The organism is Halocatena salina, from assembly GCF_023115355.1.
Classification (GTDB): Archaea; Halobacteriota; Halobacteria; order Halobacteriales; family Haloarculaceae; genus Halocatena; species Halocatena salina.
In genome coordinates this window covers 1-23,918 of record NZ_CP096022.1, presented here as the reverse complement: position 1 = coordinate 23,918, position 23,918 = coordinate 1, and the positions used below count along the sequence as shown (strand labels likewise).

Annotated in this window: 16 protein-coding genes; 8 read left to right on the top strand and 8 right to left on the bottom strand. The window is 52.7% G+C overall.

Translation table 11 applies throughout. The features are described 5' to 3' along the window. The first annotated feature begins 399 nt into the window (after positions 1-399). Positions 400-3,261, top strand: a complete 2,862-nt coding sequence (locus MW046_RS17200) for a glycosyl hydrolase family 95 catalytic domain-containing protein (RefSeq protein ID WP_247995752.1) — start codon at positions 400-402, stop codon at positions 3,259-3,261. 54 nt (positions 3,262-3,315) lie between these two features. On the opposite strand, the gene MW046_RS17195 is transcribed toward MW046_RS17200, so the two are convergent. After that, positions 3,316-4,491, bottom strand: coding sequence for a mandelate racemase family protein (locus tag MW046_RS17195; RefSeq protein ID WP_247995751.1), 1,176 nt, complete (start codon positions 4,489-4,491; stop codon positions 3,316-3,318). Between the two features lie 175 nt (positions 4,492-4,666). After that, complete coding sequence (locus MW046_RS17190) at positions 4,667-5,122, bottom strand: bactofilin family protein (protein ID WP_247995750.1); 456 nt, start codon at positions 5,120-5,122, stop codon at positions 4,667-4,669. A gap of 175 nt (positions 5,123-5,297) precedes the next feature. Between MW046_RS17190 and MW046_RS17185 the strand changes: the two genes are divergently transcribed. The 4 genes from MW046_RS17185 to MW046_RS17170 all read left to right on the top strand — a co-directional run bounded on the left by MW046_RS17185 (position 5,298) and on the right by MW046_RS17170 (position 9,310). Then, on the top strand, positions 5,298-6,356 hold the full coding sequence (locus MW046_RS17185) for a DUF7343 domain-containing protein (protein ID WP_247995749.1): 1,059 nt from the start codon (positions 5,298-5,300) through the stop codon (positions 6,354-6,356). Beyond that, entirely contained in the window at positions 6,353-7,102 is a 750-nt protein-coding gene (locus MW046_RS17180; RefSeq protein WP_247995748.1) for a hypothetical protein, read from the top strand. Before MW046_RS17185 ends, MW046_RS17180 begins: the two co-directional genes overlap by 4 nt. Positions 7,103-7,178: 76 nt before the next feature. After that, positions 7,179-8,000, top strand: coding sequence for a nucleotidyltransferase domain-containing protein (locus MW046_RS17175; protein ID WP_247995747.1), 822 nt, complete (start codon positions 7,179-7,181; stop codon positions 7,998-8,000). Positions 8,001-8,161: 161 nt separating this feature from the next. Then, on the top strand, positions 8,162-9,310 hold the full coding sequence (locus MW046_RS17170) for a mechanosensitive ion channel family protein (protein ID WP_247995746.1): 1,149 nt from the start codon (positions 8,162-8,164) through the stop codon (positions 9,308-9,310). A 134-nt stretch (positions 9,311-9,444) separates the two neighbouring features. On the opposite strand, the gene MW046_RS17165 is transcribed toward MW046_RS17170, so the two are convergent. The 4 genes from MW046_RS17165 to MW046_RS17150 form a co-directional block, all read right to left on the bottom strand. After that, positions 9,445-11,856 carry a hypothetical protein gene (locus MW046_RS17165; RefSeq protein WP_247995745.1) on the bottom strand — a complete coding sequence of 804 codons (2,412 nt, stop codon included), beginning with the start codon at positions 11,854-11,856 and terminating at the stop codon, positions 9,445-9,447. Positions 11,857-12,142: 286 nt separating this feature from the next. Beyond that, entirely contained in the window at positions 12,143-14,284 is a 2,142-nt protein-coding gene (locus MW046_RS17160; protein ID WP_247995744.1) for a pectate lyase, read from the bottom strand. Positions 14,285-15,410: 1,126 nt separating this feature from the next. Beyond that, a complete protein-coding gene (locus tag MW046_RS17155) occupies positions 15,411-16,685 on the bottom strand; it encodes an orc1/cdc6 family replication initiation protein (RefSeq protein ID WP_438268219.1) in 1,275 nt (424 codons plus the stop codon). Positions 16,686-17,828: 1,143 nt separating this feature from the next. Then, on the bottom strand, positions 17,829-18,368 hold the full coding sequence (locus MW046_RS17150; RefSeq protein ID WP_247995742.1) for a DUF1102 domain-containing protein: 540 nt from the start codon (positions 18,366-18,368) through the stop codon (positions 17,829-17,831). A 398-nt stretch (positions 18,369-18,766) separates the two neighbouring features. Between MW046_RS17150 and MW046_RS17145 the strand changes: the two genes are divergently transcribed. The 3 genes from MW046_RS17145 (at position 18,767) to MW046_RS17135 (ending at position 22,311) form a co-directional block, all read left to right on the top strand. After that, positions 18,767-19,168, top strand: a complete 402-nt coding sequence (locus MW046_RS17145; RefSeq protein ID WP_247995741.1) for a DUF7344 domain-containing protein — start codon at positions 18,767-18,769, stop codon at positions 19,166-19,168. Between the two features lie 825 nt (positions 19,169-19,993). Next, positions 19,994-21,028 carry a signal peptidase I gene (locus MW046_RS17140; protein ID WP_247995740.1) on the top strand — a complete coding sequence of 345 codons (1,035 nt, stop codon included), beginning with the start codon at positions 19,994-19,996 and terminating at the stop codon, positions 21,026-21,028. Positions 21,029-21,189: 161 nt separating this feature from the next. Next, positions 21,190-22,311 carry a DUF5305 family protein gene (locus tag MW046_RS17135; protein ID WP_247995739.1) on the top strand — a complete coding sequence of 374 codons (1,122 nt, stop codon included), beginning with the start codon at positions 21,190-21,192 and terminating at the stop codon, positions 22,309-22,311. Between the two features lie 225 nt (positions 22,312-22,536). Here the strand turns inward: MW046_RS17135 and MW046_RS17130 are convergent, their stop codons facing one another. Further along, positions 22,537-22,992 (bottom strand): hypothetical protein, encoded by a 456-nt coding sequence (locus MW046_RS17130; protein WP_247995738.1) that lies wholly within the window; start codon positions 22,990-22,992, stop codon positions 22,537-22,539. After that, on the bottom strand, positions 22,989-23,888 hold the full coding sequence (locus tag MW046_RS17125; RefSeq protein ID WP_247995737.1) for a ParA family protein: 900 nt from the start codon (positions 23,886-23,888) through the stop codon (positions 22,989-22,991). The genes MW046_RS17130 and MW046_RS17125 overlap by 4 nt, the downstream gene beginning before the upstream one ends. Positions 23,889-23,918 lie beyond the last annotated feature (30 nt).

Sequence of the window (23,918 nt, the reverse complement as noted above, 5' to 3'; positions counted from 1 at the left end):
TGGTTGTTTTTAATACAACTACTAGAATAATAATCCTTTCGACGTGGAAATAGATTACTATTCATCAACGATCGTCTTACCCAAAGATACCCGTGTGTCTGTAGATTATAAAATTTTGTATTGTCGTTAGTGAGGTCGTCGCAGGAATACAGAACCGTGGCGATGTCCTCGGATCACCGAGACGGGAGCGTTGTTGACGAGAACAGTGATGTCTTCGGCTCAGTGCTCAATCGATATCTGTAGATTAAGTGAGATCCGTAGGGACGCCGATCACGGTGCCATCGCAGAGTGCATCGAGTTCTGTAACCGTCGGAATCAATCATTTATACCTGCCTACTATTATAATAATTTTATCATTAAAAGTTTATACTTGTACGAGAATACTCGCACAGAACACAGATGGTGATCGACCAATCGGCAGAGACAGCGGCACAGTCAAACAGGTGCGTTGGGAGCGGCTCCGAGTTCTCCCGGCGAACGATGCTGGCTGGCATAGGAGCGCTTCTGTTCGCGGATAGAGTAGCCAGTTCAACGAAGGGTCACAAGACGGACGACGGGGACGAGACGCCGAAGCTGTGGTATACTGATCCTGCCGAAGACTGGGAATCGGAGGCGCTCCCGCTCGGCAACGGACGGATGGGTGCGATGGTTTTCGGTCGAACAGACCAAGAGCGGATACAACTCAATGAGGAAAGCCTCTGGGCAGGAAGCCAACACGAACCGGACGGAAACGATCCGATGGCGGCCGAGGTACTGTCCGCTGTTCGGGAACATCTACTGAAAGGCGAACACGAACAAGCCGAAACACTCATCGATCCCCACATGTTGGGCGATCCTCCTGATTACGAGACCCTGATACGACCGTATCAATCGTTTGGCGATCTGTTCATCAATGTCGGTCACACGGACGTTGTAGACTATCACCGCGAGCTCGATCTCGATGCGGGCATTGCACGAGTCCGCTACCGAACCGGTCGAACGAAATACGAACGGGAAGCGTTCGTATCCGCTCCGGACGACGTTTTAGTGGTCCGGCTCACAGCACGAGGGCCGGATCCGGTTTCAGTTTCCGTTTCGCTGACACGCGAACAAGACGCCGAAACCGTGGCCGACGGCGACGATCTCGTTCTTCGGGGGCAGATCCAAGAGGACCCATCGATCGGCTTCGACGGTCCGGGGGTCGAATTCGAGGGACGGCTCCGGGCGATACCACAGACGACTGGATCTGTTTCGACGACCGATGACCGGATGGATATCGAAGATAGAGTGGGGATCACGCTGCTCTTTACGGGAGCAACGGGGTTTCGAACGACGAGAGATCCCGAAGACACCGTCGAACACCTGCTCGAAGCGGCAGCAGCCAAGCCGTACGAGCAGTTGCGGAGCACTCATGTCACGGATCACCGAGCGTTGTTCCGGCGGGTAGAACTCGATCTCGGCGGAACTGAAACGCCACTCCCTACTGACGAACGGCTCGCAGCCGTTCAAGACGGAGATATCGATCCAACGTTGACGGAGCTGTATTTCCACTACGGACGGTACTTGTTGATGAGTAGTTCTCGTCCAAACGGCAGACTGCCGGCGAATTTACAGGGGATTTGGAACAAGGAGATGTATCCTCCGTGGCAGAGTGATTACCATATGAACATCAACCTCCAGATGAACTACTGGCTGGCGGACGTCTGTAACCTTTCAGAATGCGTCCAACCCTTGGTCGACTGGCTCGATACACAGCGAGAACCGGGTCGAAAAACGGCATCAATCCATTATGGCTGTGATGGCTTCGTCGACCACGTGTCGAGTGACGTATGGGGAAGTACGCCACCGGAAGGATGGTTCGGGGCGGTTTGGCCCATGGGAGCCGTCTGGCAATGTCGGTTGCTCTGGGAGCACTACGCGAAAACCGGTGATCGGGAGTTCCTTCGAGAAACGGGTTATCCAATCATGAAGGACGCTGCCCGGTTCGTCCTCGATTTCCTCATCGAGGATGATCAGGGAAGACTCGTTACCGCTCCGTCGAACTCACCGGAGAATTCGTTCATCAACGATGACGGGTATACGGCGCTCTATGACGTTGCCCCGACGATGGACATTCAACTCATCCACGACCTGTTCGGTCACTGTATAGCGGCCGCGGAGACGCTCGACATCGATACATCGTTGAGCGAGGAGCTTTCGGAGGCAGTGATGCGACTCCCACCGTATCAGATCGGAACGGACGGAACATTACAGGAGTGGATACACGATTACGAGGAAGCGAATCCGGGACATCGACACTTCTCACATCTGTTCGCGTTCCATCCAGGAGACCAGTTTACGCTCCGTGAGACACCCGTTTTGAGCCACGCCGTGCGAAACGCACTCGAACGCCGACTCGAACACGGAAGCGGTCATACGGGCTGGAGTCGGGCATGGCTCATAAATCAGTGGGCACGGTTCGAAGACGGAGAGAGCGCCCACGAAAACCTCTTGGCGTTGTTCAGGCAGTCGACCTTATCCAACCTCTTCGATACGCATCCGCCGTTTCAGATCGACGGTAACTTCGGTGGTACCGCCGGTATCGCTGAAATGCTGTTACACGACCATGCGGGAGAGCTGAGTCTTCTTCCCGCTCTCCCTGACCAGTGGGCTGAGGGCGAAGTGAAGGGATTACGAGCCCGAGGTGTGTTCGAGATCGATATGGAGTGGTCCGATGGACAACTCGACACGGCGACGATCCACTCGGCGACCGGTGGGGAATGTCGCGTTCGCACCCACGACGGTGTCCAGCTTTCGATCGCGTCGGTAAGTCACGGCAACAAGCCCACTGTGCGCCGGCCAGCAGCGCGGGTCGTCGAGTTCTCGACTGAGCCGGGACAGACGATCTCGCTCGAAGCTGATCACGTCTCCGTGGCCGCCCTTACGATCGATTCGTCCGAGATCGAACTCGATCAGAACGAGGAACACGTCCGGGTCACCGTCCGTGTACGTAACATCGGGACTGCGCGATCGGCAGCAACCATCGTTCGGCTCGTAAACGTGAGTGACGAGCGGAAACCGATCGGGAGTGATCTATCGATTCCAGCGCTCGCTGCCGATGAAACCGCCGTGGTTGACTCCGAGCTCTATACAGAAAAGCTGCTGAGCGGCGACAATCAGCTCTGGGCGCTGGTCGACCCGGAACGGACGATCGGCGAACTGGAACAAAACGCTGCCGTCGAAGCCGTGGGAACAGTTCGCATCGAATCGGGGGGGACGATCGAAACGAACTCTCCGAACTAGGATGTTCGTCGTCTACTGCTGTCAAATAGATCCGGCTTCGAAGGCCGTCGATGCTCACTCATAGACGTGGAGGGAACCGGTTTGGTTGTTCTCGATGTACTCCCAGTCGTAGTCAACGCCGAGACCGGGCCCGTCCGGAACGGTAACGTGGCCGTTCTCGTCGACGGTGTCGATCATATCCGAGTAGTCACCGTTATAAACTGGCGGTTGGGTGTTCTGGCAGTTGGGATGAAGCAAAGCCAATTCGTAGTAGTTCGTGTTCCGTGTTGCAGCGATACAGTGTCGCTGTGCTGGACCCGGAGCATGGAACTCGACATCGAGACCGAACGATTCGGCCATATGAACGATTTTCATCGCACCCGTGATCCCTGCGTCGTACTCGGGATCGGCACGAACGAAATCAGTTCCCTCGCTGACGACGAAATCCGCGTGTGATTCGAGCCCGCGAACGTGTTCGGTCTGCAAGATCGGTGTCTGGAGTTTGTCACGGAGCCGACGGTGTCCCTGCTGTGAAATGCCACCATCGCGGTAGGGATCTTCATACCAGAAGAAGTTTTGTTCATCAAGTGCTCGTCCGACCGTGAGGGCGTCGGCGAACGTCTCGTACTCACAGGCGGGATCGAACATAAGATTCATCTCGTCACCCACTCGTTCACCGACGGCGGTTATCGACTCGATCTCACGATCGATATCACGGCTCGCATCGCTTCCACCCCAGCCATGGATCTTGTACCCCGGAAACCCACGTTCGTAACACGCTTGAGCGAAATCGGCGAAAGCTTCCGGTGAATCGAGGCCTCCGTTTTCATCACCGTGATACGTCGACGCGTACGCAGGGATCGATGTACGATAGGTGCCGAGCAGTTCGTGAATCGGAGCATCGTAGTACTTCCCTGCGAAATCCCAGAGCGCGATATCGATCGGACCGATTCCCATCCGATCGTACTTCCGAAGTGCCCGTTTGATCTCGCTCCAATGTTTCTCGCGTTCGAGCGGATTCTTGCCGATGAGATAATCGGCAAACATGTTTATCTGGGCAGCGCCGGGAGAGTTGCCACCCACGTACGTCCCGGTAACCCCACAGTCGGTATGAATTTTGATGCCGAATAGATTGCGCCACGTCGTCTGTCCCGGTTCGTAGATGAGATTGAATCCGTTTCGATCCGTTCCGATGTCTTCGAGTGGATACTGAAACTCACGGCTTTCTATTCGCGTTATCGTTGGTACCATGGCAGGAATTGAGGGACGGACAGTATAAACTTCCGCAAATATGTATATTTTGATGTGGTTAGTGTATTTAATTCGTTTTATGAATCTCTTCTCGGATCAGTAGTCCCGGATGCGAACGAAAACGCGGCGCGCTTTAACGACTGTTCCGAGCTACACTGTCAACCCGATCCAGCCGCTACGACGTTTCCCTGATAGCTCCGTCGACTTCGGCGTCGGTAGCGATCGAAACGGAACGTCCGGTCACGGTGCCATCGACCTCGGTGTCATCCCGAAGTGTAACATCGCCGTCGGTCACGATATCGCCGTCGACTTCGGCGTCGTCACCGAGGTCGACGTTGCCGTCGGTTTCAACGGTACCATCGATCTCGACGTCGGGCTTGATGGAGACGTTTCCAGCAGCGCGGACATCGTCGGTGTCCTCGTCGATGACCACATCCCAGTGGCTATCAGTAAATGAAACGGAAAGCTTGTTCTCAGTGCTCTCCTCATCGCGTTCGTCGTGGTCGTCGTGGTTATCATCGTGGTCATTCCAGTCGCTTACGTTCCCCGCGAGCGTGGGGGTTCCACCGATGACTGCAACACTGCCGATCACCACGGCAGTGAGCAAGAGTATGAGTGGTATTCGCTTCATTGCTCCATCGGAGGGCAAGGGGGCAAGGGCCAAAAAACGGTGACGTCATTGCTGCCATTTTCGTGGGTTTTACGGCCATTTACAGCGGTTTTCGGCGTTTTGCCGCGTTGATCAATTCGTGGTGGCTGCCGATAGCCCTTTACCCGTTCTGTTGTATGACTAAGATCACAAGCGTATGCAACTGGTCACCTACCTTTCCGTTTTACTTGCCGTTATCGCTGCGTCACTGGGCATTTTCGGTACGATCTCTGTTGCTTCCGATACCATCGACTCTCCGAGAGACACCCAGTTTCAGAGATCGGAGCTCGATGTGGATCGCGTTCTCCTCCGTTTCGATGTTCGAGACGACGGAGCTGCTGTTGCACGCGTCGAATATCGATTCGCACGCGAAGCGAACGGAAGCGCGTTCACCCGGTTCCGAGACGATATCGCGTCGAATCGAACGGCGTATTTGAATCGGTTCGAGCGACGTGTGGCTCAGACCGTGGAGAATGCGGAGAACAGAACCGGACGATCGATGAATGTAACCAATACCACAATACACGCAGAGACGCGTCAACTCCCACAGCCCCACAGCGTTGTGGTGTACACGTTCGTGTGGCACGGCTTCGCAGCGGAAAAGCAAGGGAAGCTCACGGTCGGAGACGCGTTAGCGGGACTCTTTCTCGACAAGACGATGCAACTACAGATCTCGTGGCCCGATGGATACCGGACACGAACGGTCGACAATAGCGCCAGCGAACAGCGTGCGAACGCAGTGATCTGGAGTGGACCGACCTGGTTCGACCGCGAGGGACCACGAATGAAACTCGTTCCAGAGGGGTTCCGTATCGATCCAGTGCCAGCCGCGTTACTCCTGTTGAGCGGTCTGTTCGCAGCAAGTGGGGGAGTATTGTGGTGGCATGTTGATCGAAGCGAAAACGAACAGCCATCGGCTCCGACAGCCGACGAGACACGACCGACACATCCTGACGGCGATCAGTCCGATTCGAGCCAGAAACCGGGGGTGGATCCCGAACTGATGAGTAATGAGGAACGGATCCTCTGGGAAATCACCCGGCGTGGTGGGCGCGTCAAACAACAGGAACTCGTTGCGGAATTGGACTGGAGTGATGCGAAAGTCAGTCGGAGCGTGAGTGCGTTGCGTGAGCGTGATGCTATCGAGAGATTCAGGATCGGGAATCAAAACGTGCTATCAGCGTCTACGGACGAAGATCACGAGGAAGAGTCATGAGGACGAACGAATCGATCGACGACCGATCAGACGAACCCGTGACTACGAACGGGACGAGTGATGGTCGGCTAACGACACGTGTGAAAGACTCGACGAACGTGATTGCAACGGTACTGATCGGTCTCGCGGTACTGTGTGCGGTGAGCGCTGGCATCTTCCTCTTTGAAATCGATGAGGATCTTGCGGATTCCCCACCCGTGAACGGTTCCGAGGATGCTGCGGAGAGCAACTACGCAGGGATCGTCGGTGCACAGGAAGTCGAACTGCGTGATGAATATATGACTCGGTCGTTCGAAGAACGACTCACTCGCTCCTCGAGCGATGAATCACGGGCTGCAGTCATCGAATCTGAAACCAGACAGATACGTTCTATGCTGGAAACGTTGGAAACACGAAAAGCCGATATCCGGCAAAGTGACGGCGATAACCGTACACAGTTGGTCTCGTTCGTGGCAGAGAGCCGAACGCTCGAACAACGTCTCGACCGCGTCCAGCAAGCCACACAGCCACTTCCACCCGCTCTTCGAACGGAGTTCGGACTCACGGAGCAAACGTTCGAATCGCTTCGAGATCGGATCCTTTCCCTCACCACACCCGCGATGAACGACCGTGCGAGACATATTGCCGGTGATGACGTCGGAGATGATCTCGACGGAAACAGGGAGGATAACGATAACGACGACGATGACGATAACGATAACGACGACGATGACGAGGAAGAAGACTACGGTGATCCGAACGAATGAAGCCACGGTAGCGTGTGAGAGTCTCACGTCGGGGATTCATTATCAATAGGAGACTGTATCGAAGAGGAGGGAACGAATGACGAGTGAAGATCTCGGCTTGACGTACAGCGAGGAAGAGATACGGACGTTCATCGAAGAAGCCGTCGCCCAAAAAGGGACGCAGTATCAGCCTCGCTTTTATGCGGTGACGGGCAGCCACGTGTACGGATTCGACAGTTCCGACAGTGATATCGACGTTCGTGGGATTCATGTCGCTCCAGCCGAAGAATACGCGTATCTACAGACCCCGGTCGAGGAAGTAACGATCAACATGGACGGGACGACCGAGGGATTCGAAACGTATGCCGATATCGATCTCCGGAGTTACGAGTTGAAGAAGTTCGGATCGTTGCTGGCGAAAGCCAACTACAACGTGATCGAGTTGGTGTTCGAGGCACCGACGGTAATGAACGGACTACCGTTGGAGATGGATGCATTGGAGGCGCTCATCCGAGAACATCTTCCGATGAACGTGCCTCACGCGTATCTCGGGATGGCAAAATCGAACTACTACAAACACCTCGACCCCGAGAAACCGGTGGGATACGATCCACGGCCGAAGGAATTCCTCTACGTCTATCGAGGGCTTCTCGGCGCGAAGTACGTCCTCGATCACGAAGATATCGAAGCGAACGTCCAAACGTTAGCCACGGCAGTCGACGGAGGCAATCCGGAGCTCGTCGAAGAGCTGATCAACCACAAACGTGAGATCGACGAACCGACCGTTCCTGATGCGCTCGAACAGCGGACGAGAGCTGCCATCGTCGAACAGTTCAACGCGCTCGATGCGCTGCCCACACCCGACAAGTCCGGCTACCACGACGCACTCGACGACTGGATGCACAACGTCAGGATATGATACATAAATATACCAACAACCATTACATGATTTGATTGATATGAATTCGATCCCCATATTTATCGTTTATATTATATTAGTATCCGTGATTAGATCAGGATAGAATTTCCCTGTGGTTACAGGTTCGACGCGCTTACTTCCGTCCTCGTCCAGTAGGAGACGTGAACGAGGTAGTTAGTGGGTATCTGACCCAGTTGCTCGATGGGATCGGTGTGTGGCAAGCGACCGTACTGCTGCTTGGAGTTTCCATCAGTGTGGCAGTAGTACTGGAGTTCGTCGTACTCAGATCGTTGTTACAGTACACGAAACGCACCGAAACACAGTATGATCACATTCTGGTCGGTGAGCTTCGGGTGCCGATCGTCCTCACGGCTGCGTTAACGGGGGTGTATCTGTTGACACAGATTCGATCCGTGGTCGAAAACGTGCTATTGACATCCGAACAGCTGGAAATATTCTTCGGGAAGCCATCGCTGTCGATCATTATACTTACGTGGGCGTTGGCGGCCAACCGCATCGTCAATCGGGCCGTTGAGGAGGTGAAAGGCAAGGATTCACGATTCGATTTCGCACCCATTTTTTCAAATATCTGGACACTCGTCGTCGTTGTCGGCACCACTGTGTTGTTGCTCTCCATCTGGGAGTACAGTATCTCGCCGCTGTTGGGTGCTGCGGGGGTCGCCGGCATCGCTGTCGGTTTCGCCGCTCGGGACACCGTCGCCAATTTCTTCGGTGGTATCGCGCTGTACTTCGACGACACGTACAAGCTGGGCGATTACATCGAACTGGACTCCGGGGAAGCGGGGACTGTCGTCAAGGTGGGCGTGCGTTCCACGACACTCATGACGCGCGATGAAGTTGTCATCACCGTTCCGAACTCTGTTCTCAACGCCGCGAAAGTGATCAACCAATCGGCACCCCAAACCAGAAAGCGCCTCCGTGTCCCGATCGGAGTCGGATACGGCACCGATATCGACGCATTCGAAGAAATGGTCGTGGACATCGCAAGCGAGGAATCACTCGTCCTCGACACGCCGAAACCACGGATGCGATTTCGTCGGTTCGGCGACTCGGCACTCGAATACGAACTCTTCTGTTGGGTGCATTCACCGACTCGAGTCGTCAAAGCCCGCCACGAACTCAACCGGACGATCTATAAGCGACTGAATGCCAACGACATCGAGATTCCGTTCCCCCAGCGGGACGTACAGGTGACCACCGTGAATTCGACCGGTGCCTCTCTAACAGCGACGGACATCTCAGCAGAAAAGGACGACGTGTCCGAGACGAATATGATGAAAAGGGGATAGTATATCTGATACATATTTCACATCTACTACCGTTCCGTGGGTGGATCGCTGCTGATCAGACGGATCGGATACCGCAGTTCGATCGCATCCGAAATAGCGTTGTGGCTAGCTGTCGAGGGAGTACCGATCCATCGTCAGTTGCCGCTGCCGGTTTCGGCGCCTATCGCTTGCTGGTCGAGCCAATCTTGCAGGCCCGAATCAGGGATCGTCAGCGAGTGGGTGGCTCCGCCGTGATCTGGATAGCCACCGGCTTCGCTCACGCTGTCGGGGATGTCGGAGTCCGCGGCTGAATCATCCGGAGGAACATCCGTGTCCAACGACCGGTTTCGGAGTTCGTCGAGGACGCGTTTTTCCGTATCGATCCGTTCGGCCGGCCAAGCTCCGGCGTAGGTGACGTTGTGACTCTCGACATCGCCAGCAGGCATCGCTTCGAACCCGTTTGGCCACTGCGGTGGCGATGAGAGTTCAGTGGCGACGTTCTGGAAGGCTCGCCCGTCTAACCCCGGATCGGTCACGAAGTTGTCCTCAAAGTAAGCGCTTCCGTCGCCCCAGACGACGGCGTCTGACCAATCGAATCGGCCGATGTACCCACAGCCGACAATCGCAGCCGTCGCGCCACTGGACATCCAAGAGGCCTTATCGAAGTAGTACGTGAGATTGTTGGCGAGAACGGCGTCGGTGTCGTCTTTGTGGCGAGGGTTGCGATCGTTGTTCTTCGCATAAAGGGACCCCATGATAGCGACGTTCGTCGCCCCGTCGCCGATGAGGGTCCCGTTGGAGTTTTCTTCGGGATCCTCTAGTCCTTCAGCAATGAAACAGTTGGACAACGTCGTGTCGGTGCTGTCGTAACCCACCGAGAGGTTTTCATCGCGGCCCCAAAACGCCGTGCAATGGTCGAAAATGACGTTTTGAGTACCATCAGCGCTGTTCATCGGATCGGTACCCTCTCCACCACTTTCGTCACCGCGGAAGACACGGACGTGTTGGACGATGCAGTCGTCAGCGTCGACCTGGAAAAAGCCGTTCGTGAATGTGATGCCCGGAGCTGGAGCTGTCTGACCTGCGACCCAGCAGTTCGGCTCGGTGATCTCAAGTGTTTGGTTTTCCAAGTCGAGGACACCGCTCTCCTCAAAAACGACCACGCGGGGCCCAGCTGTATCCAGTGCAGCTTGAATATCACTTACAGAAAGACTCTGGATTTTGATGACCTGAACGCTGTCATCGAACCACGACACGTCTGCAAAGCCGTCCTCGTAGTCAACGTAGGATCCACCGCTGACTCCTTCGGCTGTCACGAACGTCGCTATCTCTCCCAAGGCCGTATCACCGTCTTCGGCGTCGAGTGCTGCTCGGAACTCGTAGTCAGTATCGTTCACCAGTCCGAATTCGGTTTGCTCGAACGGGCCAGTCTCGGACAGATTCTGTGGCGTCGTCGCGGTCCACGAAGAGCTACCGGCTTGCCGATATTCGAAGAAAACGTCCGCGTCGAACGCACCCCCGAGGTCGTCGAGGGATCCTGATAGCGTTGCCGCTGTAGAAGAGACGTCTGATGCCGTTTCCGTCGAGACGATCGGCTGTGTGTCCGGCGGTCGCGTCGTCACCGTCTCGACGAAACCGGTGTCCGTATCGCCGTCGCTGGCGTTCGCAACCGCACGGTACTCGTAGTCCGTCTCGTTCGTGAGTTTCGAAACCTCGATTTCGAACGATCCACTCGAAGAGAGCGTCTGTGTCTCGGAACTGTTCCACGAAGTGGCATCCGATTCCCGGTACTCGAAGGAGACATCGGCTGTGGATGCGTTCCCGAGCGAAGCGAGTGAGGCCGACAACGTGACGCTGGTCGCTCCAACGTTCGATACAGATCCGGTCGAGACGAGCGGCAACGGATCGTTCCCTCCTGTTCCACCGGAGACGCTTCCGGATATCTCGGGAGAACCCAAGTCCCGGTTGTTCGTCAGAGTGATACCCGCGAGATCGGTGAACTCACTCGTACACAACGTCCCACTGTTCGCACTCGTCACACCGAGTCCTAAATAGCCGTCAGTCGTGAAGTCCACCGAAGACAACTCGGCGATCAGCGTCCAATCGCTGCCATCCGTCGAGAGATACGCACGGAGTGTATCGTCCGTCCGGATCAGACGCTGCCAGTTGGCATCCATCTGTCCACCGTTCCGGATGACATCCCCACCGTCAGAGGTCGTACTCTCCGTAAAATCACCCGTGTTCGCGCGCCACGAGAACGACGACTCGTTCCCCGGCGTCGTCCGAACCATTGCGTTTTTGGCGTCGGATGCGAGAGATTCGCGGAACAACAACCCGGCTTTAGCCCATCCATCAGTGTCTTCGACGTTCGTGACGTGAACCGTCACGTCGAAATCTCCCCGGACATCGGTGAAATAGTAGTGTCCCTCGTCGGCCTCGTTCCAGATATCCGTACCACTACCTTTAACGGTGAGCGTAGAGGCTGCCGTGGCCGTGCCACCGAGTACAACGGTTCCAATACTGCCTGCTGCGATTGCACGTAAAAACGTGCGTCTGTCATGTGCCATCACTAAACACCAACACCACAATACACAAACAAGATAATAAATTTATTCTAGTAACAATTACTATTATCTATCTATTGGTTGGTAACGTTTTTCCCGAGCGAGGAACGTTCCCGGTAATATGGGTGGAATAGGCGGTAGCTCTCCGATCAGAGATCAGACAGTCCACCCTCCCGAGTGAATCACACAATTACCCACTTCGGTTGACTACCACTCGAAACCGTTTGCGCCTCAGGAACGCAGGAGTCCTCAGTAAATGCACTGTGAACGAGTCGGTATCCCCACCGGATCAGGGCGGGCTCACACTCGTCTCTTCGACGGAAAGCGCCCACTGTTCGAGCCAGTTACGGAGACCACTGTTTGGTACCGACAGCGAGTGAGTGTTCTCCGGAAGATCCGGATAGCCCCCAACGGCCTCGTGATCAGGGAGCCAGTATTCATACTCCGAGTCGAGACGGTCGTTGCCCGCTCGATCGGTGATTTCTCGAACGATGCGCTGGTCGTTTTCGGTTCGATCAACCGGCCGTGCACCGGCGTAAGCGAGGTTGTGGCTCTCGACATCATCCGACGGCATGGCTGTCAAGCCATCCGGCCAAAGCGGTTTCGAGCCTGTCGTACCGGGTTCGACGAACGAAACGTCTGAATCGATGGGTGGATCGGCCGTGACGTTGTCTTCACTGTACACCGTGCCACTGCCTTCGACGATCGATTCGCCGGTGGCAGTCACGCCCGTGTACTTGTTTCCAACCCAGGTCGTTTCTGCCGAGCTGTCGGTGTTCGACGCTTCATCGAAGAAATAACAGAAGTTGTTGGCAACGACAGTTCGTGTATCGCTTTTGAGCCGAGGGATTCGATTGCGGGCTTTCGCCCACACGTTACCGAGCAATGCGACATGATCGGCGCCATCACCGATCAGGGTACAGTAGTTGTGATCGGAGCCGTCACCGTATGGATCGTACAGGCCTTCGTAGATCAGGTTGTTCGAGTACGTCGTCCTGTCGGTATCATAGCCGACAGACATGCATTCGTCGACACCCCACGATGCTGTACAGTGATCGATGACGTTGTTAACCGTCTCATCTTGCGTGTTCAAAGCGTCGTTGCCCTGAATATTCCCGTCCGAACCCGGACCGATACGAGATCGAATGTGCTGGACGACGCAGTTGTCGGCATTCACCTGTACCATGCCATTGATGAACGTGATTCCGGGTGAAGGGGCGGTCTGCCCTGCTACCCAACAGTTGTTTTCCGTAATCTGTAGCGTGTTTCCACCCAGATCGATGGTACCGCTGGTTTCGAAAACGATTACCCGTGAACCGCTGGTGTGGAACGCACTTTCGACAGCGCTCCGGGTCGGCTCCGTGACCGTAATGACGCGGGTACTGTCATCAAGCCACGATCCTATCGAGGCGAACCCATCACTCCCGTCGAAATACGATCCGTCCGGGCGTTCATCACCGTCTTCTGGGGCTGTAAACGTGTTCCTGGAGCCAGTATCGGAATCGCCGTCACTAGCGTCCGACACAGCTCGAAACTCGTATTCGACGCCCGAAGATAATCCAGACACGTCCTGACTGAACGAAGCCGTCGTGGTGAGCGTCTCTTCAGTGGTTCTGATCCACGCATCCGTCCCTGACGTGCGGTACTCGAAGTACACGGTGGCCGAGGAGGCATCACCTAACGTCTCAAGAACTCCATTCAGGGTCGCCGACGTAGGGGTTACGTTCGAGACCGATCGCGTCGAGACGATCGGATTCGTGTCTCCTCCATTCTCAGTAGAGACACTACCCGCTACCTCGACAGCACCGATATCCCGGTTGTTGCTCGGGGTAACCCCCGTAAGGTTCGAGAACCCGACGGTACAGAGTGTGCCTGAATCGTGGCTTGTAACGGCTAACCCGAGATACCCACTCTCCGAGGGATCGATCACGTCCTCCGTGAGTTCCGCCATGAGTGTCCAGGAATTCCCGTCGGTCGAACCGTACGCGAGAATCGTATTTTCACTGCGAACTAGACGTTGCCAATCAGCCGACATCGTGCCTTCTGAGATTTCACTTTCGCTTTCGCCTGCATCGGCGGTCAAACTCGTCGATTCGCCGCCCATCTCGGATCGCCACTGGACCGACGTATCGTGACCCGGCGTGTTCCTAATCATCACGTTCTTCGATTCGGCTTCCAGCGACTCACGGAACATCAATCCACCTTTGGCGTATTCATCGGTATTCGTTATCTCGTCTACTCGGACGATAACATCGAAGTCGCCGCTGACCTCCGTAAAGTAGTAGTGGCCTTCATCGGCCTCGTCCCAGATGTCCGTACCAGCTCCCTCGATCATAACGTCAGAGGCTGCCGTGGCCGTGCCTCCGAGTACAACGGTTCCGATACTGCCTGCTGCGATCGCACGTAAAAACGTGCGTCTGTCATGTGCCATCACTAGACACCAACATCACAATACACAAACAAGATAATAAATTTATTCTAGTAACAATTATCATTAGTAAGAATGCCGGTCTCATTCGCTGCTAGCAGTCATCAAAAATAGGACCGTTCGATCCCGAGGAATGCTACTAAGAGTGATTAATGCCGTTCCCGAGAAGGGAACAGAAACGGAGTCACCGATGCGAACTTCCTGTTCTGTGATAGAGATCGATTAAAGTCACCGGTCAGATGTGAGCGATAGAGTTATATTACAGGTGTACTCTTGTAATGGAAAATCGATCATTCCCACCGGGTACAACCAAAACTGAACGAAGAAGATCTCTCTCCTCGAAGTAGCAGTGTTGCATTATCGATGATAATATTCACATATACTATGTTATACAGATATAAATAAGTAAAATAATCTTAAATTCTATATCGAAACCTGGTACAATCGTTACGTAGCGGTGTATCAGTTATAGACGTTTACCGTAGTAACAGCGCTGATTCCCTTGAACACGTCGTATCGATAAATATTGAGATTATTTTTATTTCTTATTATTTTCATACCTTATATTATATGTCCCAATAGTAACTGTATCGTCGTCGATTTCTGAGATCGTTTCATCCGACGGGGTTACGTGCACAGGGGGATGACCATCAGTAATCACGATCGAGTAGGAAGTCGGTCACATCAGAACTTCGCCTATGGAAGGCAACATTAGTCGCTTGAGGTACGATGATACGAATCGGACAACCGTTCGGTCTCTGTTTCCGATTCCCGTATTTCACACCTGACCTTGTTTTCTCAGAGTTCTTACGAGATATCGTTTATCGAAGTTTCACCATCGGCACTCAAACGAAGATAGACACCCCTCTATCGATGTGTAACCCTGTTCGGATGTCCCCACCCTATCTGAGCATACTCCCACACACCTCTATCGATGTGTGAACGGAACAGAAACCGACCACAGTTCTCGCGACAAGGAATCATTCATGTGCTTTAGGAAATTATTACTTCATTCTATAAAATAAAAAAGCGGATAAACAACCGTTTACAGATCGATAAGGGGGTGTCCATAGGAAAGGACACACATCGATAGAGGGGTGTCTTTAGATGACTCTCAATAATATATCGTCTACGTTTCGTTCTGGATCTGTGCTTTGACAACTGACTCAACTTCATGATTCGAAATCATATCGATTCGTGAATCTTCACGAAGCGTTTCCAAAATCGTTTCCGGCTGCTCACCGAACTGGAATTCGAGAAACATCCCGGAGCTGGGACCGTGACTCCGTCGTTCGAAGTCGAGAAGAGAATACGTAGTCAACTCTTTCATTTTATTTACGTATGTTTCCTGGTAATATTGATCGACATCGATCGCGTCCGTCAGATACTGATACACACGATATCCCGTCGTACTCCGAGCAGCCCCGTCAGCGGTTTGTGCTGCGACAGCTGCCGTCGCGTACAAGCAGATCTTCTTCTGGGTACTGATACCACGGACGACTTCCAAAACACGATTCTTTTCCACTTTATCTTGGGCCTGTCGGACGTGTTCCTCGCGGATACCATCATCTCCCTCGCGCTCTGCGAGCTCACCAGCAACACGCATTAGATCGATCGCCTTCCTTGCATCGCCGTGGGTTTGGGCCGCGACCGCTGCTGCAAGGGGTATCACACCACTGTCGACCACTCCCTCATGAAACGCATCTTGCCGTCGACGAAGAATCGCCTGCAGCTGTCTCGCATCGTAGTCATCGAAGTGCACATCTTCGGGAGTAAACGAGCTCAGAGCGCGGCTTCCAACCGATTCCATCATCTTCGTGTCGTTCGATATTGCAACGACGGAGATGTAAGCGGTCAGATCATCGTTGGCTCCTGCCCGGGAGAGTTGATACAGGAGTCGAGAAAAGGCGGGATCCTGCTTGTCCCGACGACCGACGAGCATATCGAGTTCATCGAGTACGAACACCACCGAATCGAAATTCTCGTTGACGATGCGGTAGAGTTCATCCCATTTTTCTTTCGTTGCCACACCGTGCTTTGGGACTTCGACATCTACACCCGCCTCGTTCGCGGATTGCTCCGCCAGTTCATAAACTGCAATGTTCAATGTATCCAAATCTTGGCAATTCACTTCTACCGTTCCAAATTTTATATCCCGTGATTCACATATTTTGTGAATATTTTTGCAGACAGCTTTCATTATAAGCGACTTTCCTGTTCCGGATGGACCATAAAGAAAGAGATTAGGTGGACGGTTGTTTCCAAGAGCGACACGGAGCATTTTCGTTACTTCCTGAAGTTGCTTATCACGGCCGACGATTCGGTCTTCTTCGACCACGTAGTTTGGGTCGAGAAGAGATCGGTCACGAATCAATCCATCCTGTTCGTCGAATTCAAGTAGCATCTCTTCGATGGACTGTGATGACTGCTCCGAGGTATCTGTGGACGTTGCCACTTCGGCTGTCGAATGGTTAGTGTCAGTGGGTAACTCGTTCTCAGATGATTCCGTCTCAGTGGGTATCTGGGAGTCATCAGAATCCATGTGAGGAACCATACAGGGAGTGATCAAAAAGGTTCCTCACCTTTATCGAAGTGTGATTTGCTGGATGAATCGATACTCGCCTCCTCTCTTGGAAGTTTGAATAGGAACTGTATGAGCTAATGCCAACGACTAACGAAGTGTTAGCGTTGAAAGCTAGTGAGAGACACCCCTCTATCGATGTGTTCTGCGTACTGAGTGGGGGGAGGGAAGAACGGTGTATCAATCAGTATAATAGTCCATATCATTATAATTATAATTTATATTATGTAAATATATTATATTACATAGTACAACACATACTACAATAAATAATATATGAAATATTATATTGTAGTAGATATTATTGCTGTTATCCACATCGTATTTATCTACCACTCCCACACCCCTCTATCGATGTGTTCTGCGTATATTACGCCACCCCTAGAATATGTTAATAATATTACAATGATAATTAACAAATATAAGTATATAATAGGTAAAATATAGACGATAAAGAACAGAATAGATAAAATATAAAATAACCTAGTAGAGTAGTAGTTAGGATAATTCTAAGTGATAGTGTTACTAGCAACATCGAGTTCGCTGCAGTCACTGCTAGTTATGACGTTGACTTCGAACTAACTAGCAGAATCGCTGGTTATACCGCTTGAATCCACTGTTTTCACCGTGTTCCCCCGTCTTAGATCGTCGGTGTGCGTGGTCTCTGTTTTCTCACGCCCCTCTCTCGGTCGGTCGAACACATCGATAGAGGGGTGTGGGAGTGGAAGCGGTAGGAGTACGGTACGATTCAAGCCGTGAACACATCGATAGAGGGGTGTGGGAGTCGTGGGTTTCGTGGTCCTAACGAGCACGTCAGAGACGGGCTCGTCGAAAGGGTCTACTGGTCACCGTCAAAACGAGGGGTGGTCACTGGCATCGAATAAAATACAGCAGTCTCGTCATCCGAGCGGATTCGTCCATAAAACCCGAAAAAACTGTTATAGAACAGCTTTCTTACGCTTTAGATTAGTTTGTACCGGGGTTGCTCGAACTTGCGTTCGGAAGGCTCACGGTATTATTAGCATTCGGACTGTTTGCCGAAATCGTGATCTCTTCGGTGAACGTGTCATCCGACTTCGTTTTATCGGAGGCATCGATCTCGAGACCGACCTGAATGCTTTCTCCGGGGATGATTCTCTTCCCTTCGATAGCCTTACCAGTCTCACCATCGTAGATGGAGATGTCTTCCTCAGTGCCGCCTTTCACTGTGACATCTACCTCTTTTGTACCCTGATTGGTGATGGTAAAGACGTTGTCGAAGGCAGTGACGGATCTGGGATTGACGCCCTTACCACCTTTGTCTGTCTTATGATCCGCGTCAAAGTTGATCTCCAACTCTCCGGTTTGCTCGTTCTCTTCTGCGAACGGACTGGTTCCCGTGAGACCGAGATACGCGTTTTCGTCACCTACCACATTGACTTCGGCCGTCCGTTCGGCTTGCACACTTGAGAAGGCGCCCGTGGCTGTAACCAGAGACGCCGCAACGACGATCATAACCAACGCCAAGAATTTTCCTCGTGGTACGTACATGAATCGTTTTAGTTACCTGTTGTCACCCACAGTCAGATGTGTATCAGTGTGGGATCCTACGTAACCCCAAGGCTGGGGGATACTTTGTATTGGTGTGCTTGAAGATTTTCAAGCATTGCTTGAAAACGGATTCTATTCAGTTTACGATAGTTCACAGCCGATTCTGTACCTTATGGACATCATATCTATCCGTGAGTATATAGTAACGTAATAGAACTAAACTAGAAACCGAATGAACTATCGATAGCCTTAAATATCATTGGGGTTGAACCATCATATCCGATGAGTCGCCCTCTAGACGGCTGACCTACGTCGGTCAGTTGTTGCTCACGCAGTCATGCATGAATCAAGGATACTCGCAGGCACGAGAAGGTATGAATATCAAACCGGCAGACACATCGTTCACAAAGGATACGCTGTTTCAACTCCTCGGAAATCGTCGACGACGGTGGGCAATCAGATATCTTACTCACAACAAATGTACTCAACTGAGTGAGCTTGCCGAACAGATCGCTGCATGGGAAGCTGGAATTCCAGTTGAACAAGTGACAGCACGACAGAGAAAGCGTGCGTACACATCGCTTCAACAGACACATCTCCCGGCGCTTGATGAAGCCGATGTTATCGACTTTTCCGTTACCAGTGGCGATATCGAGGTAACTGAACGGCTGGAGACGCTAGATATCTACCTTGAGGTCGTCCCGAGCGTACCATCCCGTGGAGTATGTATTATCTCGGCATCGGACTGGTTAGTTGTGTGGTACTATTGGCGATAACGATGATCAATGCATGGCCGTTGACTGCTATCTCTGTTCAGGGATGGTCACTGTTGTTCAGCTTCGTGATCACGATATCCGGTCTCATCCACACTTACCGAAGCCGGACGATGCATCTCGGTAGTCATAGAACACCTCCGGAGGTGAAGTACAACCCATGAGACGAAACAGTTCCAGACTCAGATATTTCAGTGTAGCTCTAGTCGTTGGTAGTCTCATTCTCGTGATAACTGGAACGGGAGCATTCACCAGTGTAACCACAGAACAACAGACGTCCGTCGATGTTGCGGACGAATCAGCATACCTCGAGATCGAAGCTGCAGATCCGACGGTGTCCCAAACCGGAGTCGATTATTCGCTTGGACAGCTTCCTCTGATCGGACAGAACAGGATGTTAGGGAACAGTATGGGAAACAGTAGTAATAATACACAAGTCGTTCTTGGAACGATTACGAATCGTTTTTCCACATCACTCACGTCAATCGAGGTCTCTGTTTCTGAGAATCATACAGGGGATGTTACAGTTCGAAATCCGACTGTTCCAGACGAGTCGATCCCTTCAGGAGATTCTAGTCAGTTGATGGCTACCGTCGAATGTAACTCTCTAACGGGTGAGACAGAGACGGTTAACGTCTCAATCGAGGCAACAGGGTCGGGACTCTCCGCCTCGACCGAGCACTCGGTCCCGGTCACGTGTGCAGGTGGTACCTCCCAAACCGGATCGATAAACACAACGACACAGCCCTTACGACCATGAGTGACAGGTTCCGTAGTAGCCATCTCGGACAGCATACTATGGAAAATATGATATATTCGTAGCATAGAATGGTTCGGAACAAGGTTGGGTCGGCACTACAGATCGTTCTCGTTCTCGCCGTCGTCGCTATTGCGGTGGGACAGTTCATCGGACAGCCGGTGTTACTGGCGTACGTCACTAGTGACAGCATGGAATCAACGTTGTCGACTGGTGATGGGTACCTCGTACTCCCTTCTATGGTCACTGGCTCCGTTGAGGAAGGCGACATCGTCGTCTTCAATGCCAAAACGCTCAACGATGATAACGGAGGTCTCACGACACATCGGGTTGTTGAGAAGACGGGCCGTGGGGTGGTTACTCGAGGTGATAACAACCCGTTCACCGATCAGGAAGGTGGTGAACCTCTCGTCAAGAGCCATCAGATCGTCGGCAAAGCGATCCTCATCGGTAATAACCCGATCGTGATCCCACAGCTCGGGACAGCGTTCACCGCTATCCGAGACACAGTCACGAATATGCAGCGTTCGATAGCGATCGCGTTAGGAACGCGATCGTTATTGGGCACGCAAGGACTCTCGTACCTGCTGTTCGGTGCTGGTATCCTCCTTTACATCGTGAGTGTGTTCGCTGAGGGTGAGGGATCGAGAGCGCGACGACGGAAACGAAAGCGTAAACGCAAACGTACCCGTCGGATACCGAAATTAGCAATCGCGCTCGCTCTCGGCGGCGTACTCATCGCTTCGTTGACGGCTACGATGATCGTTCCTGGTGGTATACAGGAATTCGATGTTGTCAGTGTCGATCAAGACTCCAGTGGTCCCTCTGTCATCGCTAGTGGCCAGACCGAACAGCTCAATTACAGTGTTCCAAATGGGGGGATCGTACCGGTCGTGACTTACCTTGATCCGGCTAGTGAGGGTGTCAAAACCCCAGATGAGAACGTGATCGTAGGACCAGGTGATCGACAAACGGTTAGTATCGAGCTCTCAGCCCCAGAAGAAATAGGATATTACCCCGGTATGTCAACGAACGCCGGTATTTGGCTATCTTGCCTCCGTCGTGGATCGACGTTCTGTATCGTCTGCATCCATGGCTACCGGTGATCGTCATCGACGCGGTTGTACTCGGAGCGTTTCTGGCTGTAGCGATACCACTTCTCGGACGTGGCTATCTCCGGCCACGTCAGAGTCGGAATTCACTCCTACGGAGCATCAAACGACGACTGAAATTCTGAACATGCACCATCTAATGGAAATTTAAAACGATGGATTCGAATCGACAAACACGGCTCAAGGTACTGATCGACGATTACTTTTTCGTGGTTGCGATCGTCCTTGCCATCATCGCAGCTGGAGGTGCTTGGGCAACGTACTCGACAGTACTCTCTCCTGGCTCACACGTCGAACACCGTCCTGTCGACTCGTGGGGAGTCAATGGTGGATTCAATCACAGCGGTACAGTCATCAACGATTCCCTAGTGTTCGACAAGGGTGACGTCCGTAATGATAGAATGTTTTATATAACGAACTCAACGCCGACACTCAACGGGACGTTTTGGTTCCAACTTGGTGGAGCATCCGGAAACGCAACGGTGTCGACGGAAGCACGAATCGTCGATTTCGCTCACTACGAAGAGAAAGATGACAAAACAGAAGATGTTATCCAACGACGCATTTGGCAGAACAAACGTCCGATCGCTGCCGACGTGACCGAACTCCAAGCAGGGGAAATGAAGAACACATCGTTCTCCATCGATGCAGACCGACTCCGCGACCGCAAACGGGATCTTCATCAAGAACACAAATCCCTCTATCAAATAGCAGATATTCGGACGCAAGTGTTCGTCACGACTGAAGTTTCGGGTACGATCGACGGGTACCCTGTCAATCGGACGTTCAACTACACGCTTCCGATCAACAGCACGATGGATTACGTCGTGGTCTCACCCACTCGAACCCCTAGGGAAGAGGTGCCGATCATTCAACCTGTGGAGGTATCCACCCAGCCTGAAACACTCACACAGGTGGGATCGACTGCTGTGCTACTCGTTTCCCTCCTTGCTCTTCTCGGACTCATCTACGGACGAGAAGAAGACTGGTTCGACGTTTCGGAGGCAGATCGTACAGATATCAGATATGAAAGGGTCAGATCCGAGTTCGAAGATTGGGTTACGACAGGGACGATCCCAGACACGGACCGATCAACGATCGAGGTGGAGTCTTTAGAAGGACTCGTCGATATCGCGTTCGATTCCAATCATCGCGTCATTGAAGATGCCGCGACTGGTGTGTACGTGGTCCGTGACGACGGTGTCTGGTACCAGTACACGCCGGAGTGGGCTGAGGTGGATGATACTAATGCTGACAGCTCTGACAGTGACTGTTAGGACACTGATATTGAGGGGATCGATCGATAAATCGGCTGCGCCGTCTCAGGCATTGACGACTTCTGGGTGCTGTTTTCGGATTTACAGGAGGTGAACGTGCAGGTCGCAGGCCGTAACGCGAGCTATCCGGTCCCGCGCCTGATGTGGGACTGTGGACTACGCGAGACAGCCTAACTAAGTGCCTCAAATTAATGAAAATATTGTGATTTAGTCTGATCTCACAGATTACTTTTCAGTATCCATTCCGAGTTCCTCACGAATGAGGTCTTCGTTTTCGAGGAGCACACGAAAGCATGCCAGATAGAAGTCCCAGTGTTTCTCTATCTCTGAATCGTGGGATTTTTTCCATTCATAGTCGATATCAGTCCAGAGCTCGTTCATCGCCGCTTTCACAGGTGGCGACCAGAACACGTTGGTCTTCTCATACACGTCCGAGAGCGATCCCTGTTTTTTGTCTGGATTCGGGTATTCGTGGTGATCGACAGCACCAGCTTGGCTGGTCGGTCCCGTCGCTGGCTTTTGCTCGTTCGTCTCAGTGGTCTCGTCGCTGGTGGTCGTTGCGGGCGATACGCCGAGTTTCTCGGCCTTTCTGCGCTCGGCTTCCGAGAGTTTCTCTTTGGTTCTGCTTCCGACGTTCGAGAGCTGGCTCTCGAACTCGTCTTCTGGCTCGCTGTCACTCATGCGTTTGCTGGCTGTTCGTGGGCCTCATCCGGCTGGCGACGAATCTCATCTACGGACGTGTTCTTTGCCGCTTCGACATCGATCCCGAGAGATGGTGGTGATGTCTGCTCTAAAACGAGTTGTACGAGCTCGTCGTACTGTACGAGTTCGTCGTTTCGCAGCGATTCACTATGTGCGTAAACAGAGTTTTGGCTTTTTTTCGCACGCGCGAACGCTGCTCGATGATCGGTGATAATACCCTTCTCGTCGAACGACTCTTCGAACCATTCGATGATACGCTTGTTTTCGTTGGTCATCTTGGTTGAGGTGTACGTCATGAGAAACGCCGGATATTCGATGTTCAAATCGTGCATCATTTCGAGAACATCGTACTGATCGAACAGCAGGTCGACCGAGTGTGGCATTTCTGTCTCTGGAATCATCGGTACGACCACTTTCTCCCCCGCTGTCACTGGATTTTTCGCATAAGGTGAGAAATCAGGAGGGCAATCACACACGACGTAATGATAGTCCCGTTCGATGTGCTTGAGAAGTCGCCCGAAGCGATGCTCACCAGCGTCAGCTGAATCCAATGGCGTTTTGTTGCCATTAAATGATTGGTTCGATGGAATGAAATCGAATTCCTCGTGATCAGTCTGGATGAGATCGGTCACCTGCTCCCATTTTTTCGGATCCAGTAGGATTTCATCGAGCGATAGCGCATCTATATCGAAGTACTGTTCTCGTTTTCCAAGGTTCGCGGTTAGTGTTCCCTGTGGATCGAAATCGACTAAGAGGACATCGAAGCCACGAGCCGCGAGTCCCCCAGCGAGGTTCATCGACGTGAACGTCTTTCCAGTTCCGCCCTTTTGGAACGAGACGGCGATCACTTCTGGCGTGGTGTCTGTAGCAGTCATCGTTGCATTCACCTTCTAGTTAGTAGCTTG